This window comes from Halomonas sp. MCCC 1A11062 (genome assembly GCF_021404355.1).
Classification (GTDB): domain Bacteria; phylum Pseudomonadota; class Gammaproteobacteria; order Pseudomonadales; family Halomonadaceae; genus Halomonas; species Halomonas aerodenitrificans.
In genome coordinates this window covers 23,873-35,733 of sequence record NZ_JABFTW010000035.1, presented here as the reverse complement: position 1 = coordinate 35,733, position 11,861 = coordinate 23,873, and the positions used below count along the sequence as shown (strand labels likewise).

The window sequence follows — 11,861 nt, the reverse complement described above, 5'->3', positions numbered from 1 at the left end:
ACAAGCGCAAGGCCGGCACACCTTCAACAACCATGAAATAACCCAGCGGGCCTAGGGGGTCACTTTTATTTCGGCGTTCTACGCCCAAAGGGGGTCACTTTTCAGTCGGCGTTGACAGCTAGCAGCGAGCAGAGCGAAGGTGTGCGTGAAGTGGGCGCCGCAGTGACGGAAATGGATCGCGTCACACAGCAGAACGTGGCCTTCATACAGAAAAATGCCGATTCGGCCCGCGAGCTCGAAGCCCATGCCGAGGAAATGCTGGCAGCCGTTGCGGCCTTCCGGCTGCCGGAGCCGGAAGCGCGACCCCAGCGTGGCCAGGATTCCCTGCCGGTGCTGGCGCTGGCGCCTGGTTCGGGGCTGGTCGGCTGACGGCGCTCACTCACGGTCGGTTCAGGCGCTGGCGCTGCCAAAGGTTTGGCCGTTCATGAACTGGCGGCGCCAAGTGCGAACCTTCTCATGGGGGTAAGCTATGTTGCAGGCCTCGAACAGCTCCTCGAGGAAGCGCTTGCGCTTGCCCTTGCATCTGCCGGCGAACACGGTAGCCGCGATCAGTAGCTCGAGCACGCGGTGCTTCTCTGCCCGTTCCAGCCGGCTGAGCGCAAAGCGCTGCCCGGGCCAGTCCACATCGATCTCATGCTCCTGATGGTGGAAGGCGTCGAGCAAGCGGGAGAGCAGGTAGACATGGTTGGGGTGCGCATCCTGGTTGGCCATGATCAAGGCGCCTACGGCATGCAGTGAAACCCGCTGTGCACGCTCACTCAGAGGGTCTTGCGACAGCCTGGTGATCATCGCTTCGATGGCGAATGGTCCCAGTGCCTGTTCGCGGGCCTTGATCATGATCCGCCAGGTGATGATGGCGTTCCAGGCGGCATACAAGGGACCGGTGACCAGCGGCAGCAGGCCGCGCAGCGCCACGCGGCCCAGCACCCGGCGCAGGAAAACGCGCAGCAGGAAGCTGGTCACGCCAACCTTCAGGCGATACATCACCGACATGGTAATGAGCCGCCAGCGGCTCAGGTAAGCGTAAGGGTCGATGCCGTAGATCCGGTGCCTGGGGCTGGGAAATTCGAGGGCTGCACGGCTCAGGCCCAGCAAGGTCAGCTCGGCAAGAGGGCTGTCGTGCAGCGGTGCGCCGGCCAGTCGGCTAGTGGTAGCCACGCCACGCAGGGCGTTCCAGTAGAGGAAGGCGATTTCCAGCGCACTGACCACCCCGGCAACGGCAAAGAAGCCGGTCCAGTAGGGCAACTGCTCCATCAGACTCATGTCCTGCATGCCATCGAGCATGCCTTGGCGCATGTACCACTCCATGCCACCGATGATGCCGCCGGAAACGATGCCGGCCACGATGGCCCAGGCGACGCTGGCGTAAAAGGCGCGCTCGATTCCCTTGAGTTCGTGGTGCCGACGCGCTTGCCTGGGAGTGGCCCGGCGGCGATTGTGCTGCTGCAGAAAGCGTCCTGCCCAGCGCTCGAAGATGCTGGGTTGGGGGGCGTATTCCAGGTCCGGTCTTGTTTCTGCCATGAAACCCTTGCCATGTCCTTGGTTCTGGTTGTTATCCATCAGCGTAGCGTTGCCACAGTATTACGACGAGCCATACGCCCGTTCGATTCGCAAGCGAACGGTGTTCGAAAAAGATTGACGCTGCGCTGGGGCAAATGATATTTAGCGCTACCGGCAATGCCTGCCGGAGTGAAATCGACATTCTTGAGGGTTTGTGAACATGCCTTTGCGCCGCTGTTTGCCCGTAGTTCTGGTTGCCGCTGCCCTGGTCGCCGGCTGTGCCAGCAATTCCACCATTGCGCCTCGCTACACCACCGAAAATCCCGATCTGCTGCGCATCGGTGGCGAGCGCCCGTCCAACCCGGACGTGCGTACCGAAAACGCCGGCTCCTTCTGCATGGAGATCACCGAGCGCTGGAACGACCATGGCAGGACGCCGGATGGCCAGACCTTGTGGGCCAAGGACACCATGCGTAAGGTAGTGCCCTGCCAGTAAGCGACGACATTCTCGTACAAGGCCCGGTGTGCACAGCACCGGGCCTTGTCGTTTATGGTTTGTCGCGAATGGCTTGTCACGAGTGGCTTGCAGAGAGGGGCTTGTAGAGGGGCTTGCGGTGATTGGCGTGACTCTGTTTCAAACGTATGATTGAATATTCAGCGCGCCTTACATTCAGGCTCGTATGGTCTATGGTTAGTCGTTCAGGGAGCCGACGGTAGGCGCGAGAGGGCAGATACACGCGATAGCGCAGACACAGGGAGGTCGTTCGATGAAGCGGGCAGTGGGGCTCATGGCGATAGTTGCGCTGGCGTTGGCCGGGTGCAACGGCGACCAGGCTGCAGAGGACGAACCTGCGGTGCGTGTGGTGAAGCTCATGGAAGTGGGGGAACACACGCTGGTGCCGAGCCGACGCTTCGTCGGCAGAGTGGAGGCCCTGCGCACGGTAGACCTGTCGTTTCGTGTCGGCGGCCAACTGATCGAGGTGCCGCCGCGCCAGGGCGAGACCATCCCCCAGGGCGAAAGCGTGGCTCGCCTCGACCCGACCGACTTCGAGCTGGCCGTTCGGCGAGCCGAGGCCGAATATCAGCTGGCCAGGCGAGAGATGGAGCGTACCCGTCAGTTGCTGGAAACCAATGCCATCTCGCAGTCGGCCTTCGATGAGGTGCGCACCCAGTACGAGCTTGCCGAAGTGCAGCGCGACAGCGCGCGTCAGGACCTCTCCTATACCACCATCGAGGCGCCCTTCGATGCCATGGTGACCCGCCGGCTGGTGGAGAATCACAGCAACGTGCAGCCCAATACGGCCATTGCGCGGGTGCAGGACGTAACGGAGCTACGGGTCAGAATCAACGTTCCCGAGACCCTGGTACGCAACGTCGTGAATCCGGAGCGCTTCGAGGTCGAGGCCGAACTGCTCTCGGTACCTGGCGAGCGCTTTCCCCTCGAGTACCGCGAGCATGTCACCGAGCCCGATGACGTCGCCCAGACCTACCAGGTGGAGTTTGCCATTCCCGATCATGAAGCCGTCGGAGCGATGCCGGGCATGACGGCTTCCGTTTCGGTGTCGTTGATCGATGCCATCGAACATGGCGCGCTGCGCATCCCCGTGGCCGCGCTCGATACGGACAACGAAGGCAACTTCCGGGTCTGGGTCTATCTCGCCGACGACCAGCGCGTCGAGCCGCGCCAGGTGATGGTTGGCCAGCTGCATGGCGACACGGTGCCGGTACTGGCGGGCTTGCAGCCCGGTGAGCGGATCGTGGCGGCAGGGGCCCATCTGCTGCACGAAGACATGCGTGTTCGCCCCATGGAAGAGACTCTCTAAGTACTGTCCGAAAACTGGCAGGAGCAGGATATGGATATCGCCAAGTCGTCCATCGAACGGCCGGTCATCACCTGGCTCATCGTCGTCGTCTGCCTGCTTGGGGGCATCTGGGGGTTCAACAACGTCGGCAAGCTCGAAGATCCCGATTTCACCATTCCCAATGCCATCATCAACACCCAGTACCCCGGCGCCACTGCCCAGGAAGTGGAGGAGGAGGTCACCGAGCGCCTGGAGATGGCCATCCAGGAGCTGCAGCAGATCGATGTGATCGAGTCGCTCTCCATGCCGGGGCGTTCGGAAATCGAGGTGGAAGTAGCTTCCACCTACCGTAGCCATCAGCTGCCGCAGATCTGGGACGAGCTACGGCGCAAGGTCAACGACGTGCAGGGCTCGTTGCCGGAAGGCGCTTCGGCCTCGCAGGTCAACGACGACTTCGGTGAGGTCTACGGCATCTTCTACGCGGTGACGGCGCCGGGCTACGGCCACGACGAGATTCGTGACATCTCGCGCTTCCTGCAGCGAGAAATGCTGACGGTGCCCAATGTGGCGCGGGTCACCACGGCGGGGGAGCGCGACGAGACCATCTACATCGAAATCCCCAATGAGCGTCTCACCACGCTTGGCATTCCCGTCGACCATGTGATCAACACCATCCAGACCGAGAACCAGGTCACCGATGCGGGATCGATGCGCATCGGCGACGACCACGTGCGCATCGTCGCCCGCGCAGGAGTGGACAGTGTGGCCAATATCGAGGCGATTCGCATCGGCCGACCGGGCACCACCGAGCAAATCTCGCTGGTCGATATCGCCAGCGTCTATCGTCAGCCGTTGGAAATCCCCAACCACCTGATCCGGCACAACGGCGAGCCGGCCTTCACGTTGGCCGTGGCCGGGGTGGCGGAGGCCAACATCGTCGAGGTGGGCGAAGCGGTGGAGCGTCATCTCGAGGCACTGGAAGCGCGCTTGCCGCTAGGCGTCGAGTTGCATCCCATCTATGAGCAGCATCGGGTGGTGGATGAGGCCATCAACGATTTCCTGGTCAACCTGGCCACCTCGGTCACCATCGTCATTCTGGTGCTATGCCTGTTCATGGGCTGGCGGGTCGGTGTGGTGGTAGGGGCGACCCTGCTGCTGACCGTGCTCGGTACGCTGTTCTTCATGTGGATGTTCGATATCGAGATGGAGCGGGTCTCGCTCGGCGCGCTGATCATCGCCATGGGCATGCTAGTAGACAACGCCATCGTGGTGGCCGAGGGCATGTTGATCAACATGCAGCGCGGCAAGTCGGTCAAGGAGGCGGCCAGCGAGGCCGCCGGGCGTACCCAGATACCGCTGCTCGGCGCTACGGTGATCGGTATCCTGGCCTTCTCGGGCATCGGCTTGTCGGATGACGTCACCGGCGAGTTTCTTTTCTCGCTGTTCGCCGTGATCGCCATTTCCCTGCTGCTGAGCTGGGTCCTGGCCATCACTGTCACGCCGCTGTTCGGCTACTACCTGTTTCACGGCCGGCAGCTCGGCAGCGACAAGGACCCCCACGGCGGTCTGTTCTATCGTATCTACGCTCGCTTTCTCACCCTGGCGCTGCGCCTGCGGGTGCTCTCGGTGGCGCTGCTGGTGGGGATCACGGCGCTGTGCGCCTGGGGCTTCACCTTCGTTTCGCAGTCGTTCTTTCCCGACTCGAATACGCCGCTGTTCTACGTCAACTACGAGCTGCCCCAGGGTAGCGACATCCGTGCTACCCAGCGCGATGCCGAGCGCATTGAGCATTACTTGCTCGACCAGGAGGGGGTGGAGAACGTCTCCACCTTCGTCGGCCGCGGGGCGACTCGCTTCATGCTGACCTACGCCCCGGAGCAGCCCAACCCGGCTTATGCGCAGTTCATCGTGCGGGCCGAGAGCCTGGAGCGCATCGATGAACTCGATCCCCACGTCTATGCCGAGCTTCAGGCCGCGTTTCCCGAGGCGCGGGTACGCACCGAGCGTATCCAGTTCGGCCCGGGTGGGGATGCCCAGATCGAGGCACGCTTCCAGGGCAGCAACCCGGCAGAGCTGCGTCGCCTGGCGGATGAGGCACAGCAGCGGATGCGGGCCAACCCGGCGGTGATCGACGTGCGTCAGAATTGGCGCGAACGAGAGGCCGTCGTGGTGCCGCTGTACAACGAGGAGCGTGCCCGCATTGCCGGGGTCACCCGCGACGAGCTGGCGCAAACCCTGCAGTTTGCCGCGTCGGGGGTACGCGCGGGTACTTACCGCGAGGGGGACAACCTGATACCCATCGTTGCCCGTCCGCCGGCGGACGAGCGCGGCGACGTCTCCCTACTGGCCGACCGCATGGTGTGGAGCAACGCCGAGCAGCGCTTCATTCCCATTGCCCAGATCGTCGACGGCTTCGAAACCCAGAGCGAGGAGTCGCGGATCCATCGGCGCAACCGCGTGCGCACGCTGACGGTACAGGCCGACCCGGCGCCGGGCTACACGGCTGCGGCGGCCCATTCAGCCGTGCGTGAAGAGATCGAGGCCATGGCGCTGCCGCCTGGCTATGCCATGGCGTGGGGCGGTGAATACGAAGACTCGGCCGAGGCCCAGGCCTCGCTGGCGCAACAGCTGCCGCTGAGCTTCGTGGCGATGCTGGTGGTATCGATCCTGCTGTTCGGCAAGCTGCGCCAGCCGTTGATCATCTGGCTGGTGGTGCCGATGTCGATCTGCGGCGTGGTGATCGGGCTGTTGCTAACGGGGCTGCCGTTCTCGTTCACGGCCCTACTGGGCATGCTCAGCCTGTCGGGGATGCTGATGAAGAATGCCATCGTGCTGGTCGACGAGATCGACGCCCAGATCGAGACGGGCAAGGAGCGCCTGGTGTCGCTGATCGATGCCAGTATCAGCCGTCTGCGACCGGTGCTGCTAGCAGCCGGCACCACCATTCTGGGCATGCTACCGCTGCTGTTCGATGCCTTCTTCAGCAGTATGGCCGTTACCATCATGGGCGGGCTGGCGTTTGCCTCGCTGCTGACGCTGATCGCGGTGCCGGTGTTCTACTCGCTGTTCTTCGGCATTCCCTATCGCAGGGCAACCGAGAGCGATGAGGAAGAGTCGTCGTCGCTCTCGGCCGGGGGCTGAACCGCCTCACCGTCATCGGCGAAATGGTACTCCGTTTGTGGCGGCGGACAGGTGCCGACACCTGGCACCAGATAGGGGCGCAGGATCGGCTCCATGCCCTTCAGCACCTGAACAGGCAGGGCCGAGGTGAAGCGGAAGTCGTCCGAGGCGCTGCCCGCGACGAAAGCGGTCAGGGTGCCGAAGTGATCCTCGCCGAGGTAGAACACGAAGGTGGCCGTGCGGTTGCGTGCCCGCGAACTTGTCACCTGGCCGCTGCGGCCGACCGTCTCGATGCGATTGTTGCCGGTGCCGGTCTTGCCGCCCAGCACTAGCGGCGAGCCGTCTTCCAGGGTGAAGCTGCCCTGTAGCCGCCGGGCGGTGCCCCCCTCGACCACTTGCGATAGGGTTTCACGCAGCACCGCGGCCACCTCCGGCCGCATGACCCGCTGGGCCTGCGCGTAGGCGGGGACGAAGCGTGTCTCGTAGGGGGTGTCGGCAGCGAAGTGAAGCTCGTCGATACGCAGGGTAGGCAGCTTGACCCCATCGTTGAGAATGATGCCCATCAGTTCGGCTAGCGCCGCCGGGCGGTCGCCCGAGGTGCCCACGGCGGTGGCCAGCGAGGGTACCAGGTGGGCGAACGGATAGCCCAGGCGCTGCCAGCGCTCGTGGATGTCGAGAAATGCCTCGACCTCCAGCATCGTGCGAATGCGTACGTCCCTGGCGCTGCGGTGTCGGGTGCGGAACAGCCAGCCATACACCTCCTGACGCTCCTCGGCACTGGCCGCTACCGCTTCGCCGAAGCTGGCTTCCGGGTAGTCGAGCAGGTAGCCCAGCAGCCACAGCTCCAGCGGGTGGACGCGAGCCACGTAGCCCTGATCGGTCAGGGTGAAGTTGCCGGGCGCGTAGCGCTCGTAGAGCGACGCGACCTCGCGCTCGCTGAGCCGGCTGGCGTTGGGCAGCCAATCGACGAGGAACGCATTGAACGTCTCCAGGTCGGCCTCGGGGAACAGGTAGCGATGCACGGCCGCCAGGCGCGGTGCGGAGACGTTGAGCCCCTCGAGGAAAGTGACGAGACGCGCTTCGCTGTCCTGGTTGCGATACTTGCGCCAGAAGCGCTGCAGGAAGGTGCGTCCCTCACGGTCGGCGAACAGCCGCAAATACTCCTCGCGTCTTGGGTCGCTGTCGTTTTCCAGCACTGGCGAACGGTGCTCGGCATGGTGAGTGCTGTAGCGCACCAGTTCTCGCATCAGCCGAATGAACGGAAGGTTGAGCGATTCGCGCATGGCCTCCGAGAGAGTCGGATTGCGCCCGTTGTCCTCGCGGCGGAAATTGCTGAAGGTATGGCGTCCGCCGCCGGTGAAGAAGGCCTCAGCCGGGCTCGCCGAATAGCGCCGCTCCATGGCCATGCCAAGCAGCGCATCGAGGCTCAGCTCGGGATTCTCGATGAGACGGTCCAGCACCCAGCGGCTGAGCGTGTCCTGGCGGTCGGTTTCGATGGCGCGTAATGCCTCTACGCTTTTGCCGGCATGGCGGCCGTGCACCTCGGTCACCATTTCGAGATAGGTAGCGAGCACCCGCAACTTGGCGGTGGAGCCCAGCTCCAGTTTGCTGCTCTGATTGATGTCGAACGGCTGGTCGGTATTGTCGGTCTGCACGCGAACCCGGAAGCCATCCTCGCTGCGCTCGAACAGGGTGAAGCTGTAGTGCACGTCCTGGGTCCGCTCCCGTGACAGCAGGCGATCTCCCAGCAGGCCGACTTCGGCGGCGAAGTCCGGGTCCGCCAGTCGATGCAGGTAACGGGTCACGTCCCGCTGTAGATCGGCATGCAGCGTGGTGCTGGTTCTGAGGTCGAGCCGATCGAGATCGTAGAATGACATGCCGAGCATGCCGCCCAGGCGTTGACGCGCCATCTGGATGCCCTTGTCGGGCTCATTGCGCAGGTCGAACGATGCCGTGCCGAAGTTACGGAACGACAGGCGCTGCTCCAGAGCCGCCTGGGCGAGATCGTACGGCACCACCCCTTCCTGCCTCAGCAGGCGCAGATGGCTGTCGGTCAGCTCCTCCAGGGCCTGCTTGCCATTGGTCAGATACCAGGAGGGACGTCGTTGAGCGATCATCAGGGCCACCACCTGGCGCAGTGCCAACCCCGTCTCTGCACGTTCATCGACGCCATCGAAGCCGATCGCCAAGCGTCGGTTGAGGGTGTCGAAGTCGGCGCCGAACCAGACCCAGAGGCCGTCGCCGAGTCCATGTACCTCGCCGTAGCCAGGCGCCGCGGAAAGCGGCACGGTATTGAGGTAATCCAGTGCCACGTCCTGGCGAGCCGTCATGGTTTGCGGGCCCTGGCGATAGCTGCGCACGCTGGCGGAAACCATCTGGCGCAACTTCTCCATCGGCGAGTAGGTCAGCCCCCGCGGCGAATGCCGATACTTCTCCACCTGGGTAGCCAGGGTGCTGCCACCTGCGGACTGCTCCGAGATGTCCAGGGCGCGCCCCACCTGGGACATGGCCGCTCGGGTGAAGCGTGGCCAGTCGACGGCAGGGTTGGCGTAGGGGGTGCTTTCGTTCAGCAAATGGCGGTTCTCGATGAACAGCAGCACCTGCAGTATCACCGGTGGAATGGCCTCGAAACTGGCGTATTGACGCTGAGGGTGGCGGAACTCGTAGAAGGTGTCGCCGCGGCACTCCTCGATGGTCAGGCCGGCCTGGGTTTTCTCCGCAAAGGGCGGGAAGAAGCCGCGCCGTGTGTAGTCGAGCAGGGCGGGCGTGAAGCGGGCCTGCTCGGCGATCTCGTAACCGCGATTGTTCAGGCGGGATTCGAATTCCGGCAGCAGGGTATAGCCCAGGCGTTGATCGAAGGGGCCGTGTTGAGGAAACAGGATCTGCGTGCTGCGACCGGGCTCCACCGTGTAGCGCAGGGTTGAGGCGTAGCGGGAGAGCTCCTGGGCCTGAAAGTGGGACGTCTTGGCCTCGGCGACGAGCAGCGTGGCCAGGGATACACCGAATACCAGCAGTAAGAGCGCCAATGTCAGGTAAAGCCAGCGGCGCGACGGTTCCGGCCGAGGAGCTGGGGCGATTCTCGGTTCCTCAATGAACGGCGAACGCCTGGGCAGCGAATCGCCGTTGTCGCGCCACGCCACGGTAGGCGAATCCCGGCGTGACGAAGTACCGCGCACACTCATACGTCACCCCACTCGACCGCGACTCATACTTTTTGTTTTAGCCTAGTCCGGTGAGGCAATAAAGTGGTTGCTAAAAAAGAAATTGTAACCTGCGCTAATTTCCGCGATAGACGCCGAAATGGGTCAATCCGCGATCGTGAAGATGCATGGCCTGCATACGACTCATCACACCTTGAGCGCAGTAGAGCAGATAGCGACGATCATCAGGCAGCGCTTCGGCACGCGACTGCAACTCGAAGAAGGGGATTTCCAGACACTCGACCTGGGAAAGCGATAGGGGCGCCGCTTCGCGTTCCGCAGGCGGGCGAATGTCGATTACGCTGACGGCGGCGTCGTTGGCTGCGATCTGTAGATCGGTGATCACCTCGAGTTCGGGCGCTGCTGTTTGGGCTTGCTCCAGCAGTTGATCGGAGCGCGTCAGTACCGCTCGTTGGACGGCGTCGTCCAGCACGCTGAAATCGAAATTTTCCTCTGCTGCGATCACTTTATCGTGGCGTGCCTGAGTGTTGGGCCGCTGGGAAACGGCGCCGCAGACCTCGGGCATGGTTTCGGCATAGGTGGCGGTGCCGATCTGGCGTGCGGTGTCGATGATGGTTTGCTTGTCCTCGGCGATCAGCGGACGCAGGATCGGCACGTCGCTGGCCTCGTCCATCAGTACCAGGTTGGTGAGGCTCTGGCTCGAGACCTGGGCGATGGCATCGCCGGTCACCAGCATCGGGATACGCGCACGGGTGGCAATGCGACTCGCGGCGCGCACCATCATGCGCTTCAGCGCCACGCCGATTAGACCATCGGGAATGCTGCGCTGCAGTTCCGCCACCACTCCTTCGAACGGTACCGCAATGAATTTCACGCGATGTGAGCGGGAGTAGCGATGCCACAGATGGTGTGCCACTTCGCGTACCGCGGCCTCATGGCCGGCGCCGCCGAGTTCGAAGAAGAGGAAGTGGGTCTTGATGCCGCGGCGCATCATCTTCCAGGCCGCCACCGGGGAGTCGTAGCCACCCGATATCAGCGTCAGGGCCTGGCCCTGCAGACCCAAGGGGTAGCCGCCAAGGCCGGGCCAGCGCTGGCGCACCATGCGCAGCCGGCTTTCGACCACGTCTACCCTGACGTCCACGTCCGGTTCCTTCAGCCGTACCCTGGCATCGGGCGCCGCATCCAGCAGCGCCCGGCCGAGGTGGCGCTCGAGCTGTTCCGAGCTGAAATCGTGCACCCCACGGCGTTTCACCGTGATGCGAAAGGTGCGGCCGGCGATGGCGTTCCTCCACACGGGCAGCAGCCGTGCGGTGGTGTCCTCGAAGGAGACAAAAGGGACTTCCTCGACGCACTGCACCTCATGCACGCCGGGAATGTCGCACAAGGTCTCCTGTATCTCGCGATACCAGTCGGGTTCGGCATCGGCCGGCACGAGCACCTTCAGTGCATCCCATCCGCCCTGAACGTCTATCGTCTCGCCCAACGGACGCAACACGTTGCGTATGTTACCGACCAGACAGCGAGTCATCTGGCGGCGCACCGAACGTGACTTGATGGTGATTTCCGGAAACAGCTTGAGCAGATAGTACATGGGCAAGGGATTTGTAAAGGTATTGGAAAACAATTGCTTGCCATTATACCAGAGAGAGGTAAGCGGGGGGCGGATTCTCGTCTCGAAGCCATTCGGGGGAGCCAGGGCGCCTTGCGGCGCCCGCCTATCGAGTCATGCCGTTGCGTTGATTGAGTGACTCAGTAGAGCGCCTGCTCCTCACTGATCACTTCCTTCAGCAGTTCCAGGAACAGTTTGTCGGCTTCGGAATGTTCCTGCGGATCTTCGGGGATGTGCACGCTGGTGGTATCGGAAATTTCATTGGCGATACGGGCAGCGGCATCTTCGGGCTTGCCCTCGCTGTAATGACGGCGGGCAATCTCCAGTGACTGTTCGAGGATACGCGGGTCCTGGAGCAACTTCTTGATGAAGCCGCGCAGCTCATTGATAACGCGTGTTTTCTGAATCTCAGATGAGGCTGACATGTCACGTCTCCTTTTGCTGATAGCGCCGGCCATTCATGTGGCTGACGATACCATGTTTGTCGGCAAGCGGGAGAGCGCCGTCAATGCCTGCCGGCTCAGCCTCGCGCCCGGCTCCCGGCGTTAGGCAGTCTCATGCTAAAGGTTGAAAAAACGACGAAGGAATCTATTGGACAATCGGACAACCTCGGTTACGCTTACTTACAAAAAAGGGTTGACCTTTCCTGGAGGCGTGCGACAAGGAGTA

Annotated in this window: 9 protein-coding genes; 5 read left to right on the top strand and 4 right to left on the bottom strand. The window is 63.0% G+C overall.

Translation table 11 applies throughout. From position 1 onward, the window contains the following. Nucleotides 1-111 precede the first annotated feature (111 nt). Entirely contained in the window at nucleotides 112-369 is a 258-nt protein-coding gene (locus HOP58_RS21695) for a hypothetical protein (RefSeq protein ID WP_234261665.1), read from the top strand. A 21-nt stretch (nucleotides 370-390) separates the two neighbouring features. On the opposite strand, the gene HOP58_RS21690 is transcribed toward HOP58_RS21695, so the two are convergent. Then, on the bottom strand, nucleotides 391-1,521 hold the full coding sequence (locus HOP58_RS21690) for a hypothetical protein (RefSeq protein ID WP_234261663.1): 1,131 nt from the start codon (nucleotides 1,519-1,521) through the stop codon (nucleotides 391-393). 199 nt (nucleotides 1,522-1,720) lie between these two features. Between HOP58_RS21690 and HOP58_RS21685 the strand changes: the two genes are divergently transcribed. The 3 genes from HOP58_RS21685 to HOP58_RS21675 all read left to right on the top strand — a co-directional run bounded on the left by HOP58_RS21685 (nucleotide 1,721) and on the right by HOP58_RS21675 (nucleotide 6,443). Continuing rightward, nucleotides 1,721-1,996 (top strand): hypothetical protein, encoded by a 276-nt coding sequence (locus HOP58_RS21685; RefSeq protein WP_010628839.1) that lies wholly within the window; start codon nucleotides 1,721-1,723, stop codon nucleotides 1,994-1,996. A gap of 271 nt (nucleotides 1,997-2,267) precedes the next feature. Beyond that, nucleotides 2,268-3,323, top strand: coding sequence for an efflux RND transporter periplasmic adaptor subunit (locus HOP58_RS21680; protein WP_234261661.1), 1,056 nt, complete (start codon nucleotides 2,268-2,270; stop codon nucleotides 3,321-3,323). Nucleotides 3,324-3,353: 30 nt separating this feature from the next. Next, nucleotides 3,354-6,443 carry an efflux RND transporter permease subunit gene (locus HOP58_RS21675; protein WP_010628837.1) on the top strand — a complete coding sequence of 1,030 codons (3,090 nt, stop codon included), beginning with the start codon at nucleotides 3,354-3,356 and terminating at the stop codon, nucleotides 6,441-6,443. Here the strand turns inward: HOP58_RS21675 and HOP58_RS21670 are convergent. From HOP58_RS21670 to HOP58_RS21660, 3 genes are all read right to left on the bottom strand, one after another. Then, nucleotides 6,383-9,604, bottom strand: a complete 3,222-nt coding sequence (locus HOP58_RS21670) for a transglycosylase domain-containing protein (RefSeq protein WP_234261659.1) — start codon at nucleotides 9,602-9,604, stop codon at nucleotides 6,383-6,385. The two genes, HOP58_RS21675 and HOP58_RS21670, sit on opposite strands and share 61 nt — an antisense overlap. A gap of 94 nt (nucleotides 9,605-9,698) precedes the next feature. Next, nucleotides 9,699-11,174 carry a tRNA uracil 4-sulfurtransferase ThiI gene (gene thiI / locus HOP58_RS21665; protein ID WP_234261669.1) on the bottom strand — a complete coding sequence of 492 codons (1,476 nt, stop codon included), beginning with the start codon at nucleotides 11,172-11,174 and terminating at the stop codon, nucleotides 9,699-9,701. A 158-nt stretch (nucleotides 11,175-11,332) separates the two neighbouring features. After that, complete coding sequence (locus tag HOP58_RS21660; RefSeq protein ID WP_010628834.1) at nucleotides 11,333-11,617, bottom strand: hypothetical protein; 285 nt, start codon at nucleotides 11,615-11,617, stop codon at nucleotides 11,333-11,335. Between HOP58_RS21660 and HOP58_RS23110 the strand changes: the two genes are divergently transcribed. Beyond that, nucleotides 11,616-11,741 carry a hypothetical protein gene (locus HOP58_RS23110; protein WP_267963551.1) on the top strand — a complete coding sequence of 42 codons (126 nt, stop codon included), beginning with the start codon at nucleotides 11,616-11,618 and terminating at the stop codon, nucleotides 11,739-11,741. The two genes, HOP58_RS21660 and HOP58_RS23110, sit on opposite strands and share 2 nt — an antisense overlap. The last annotated feature ends 120 nt before the right edge of the window (nucleotides 11,742-11,861 follow it).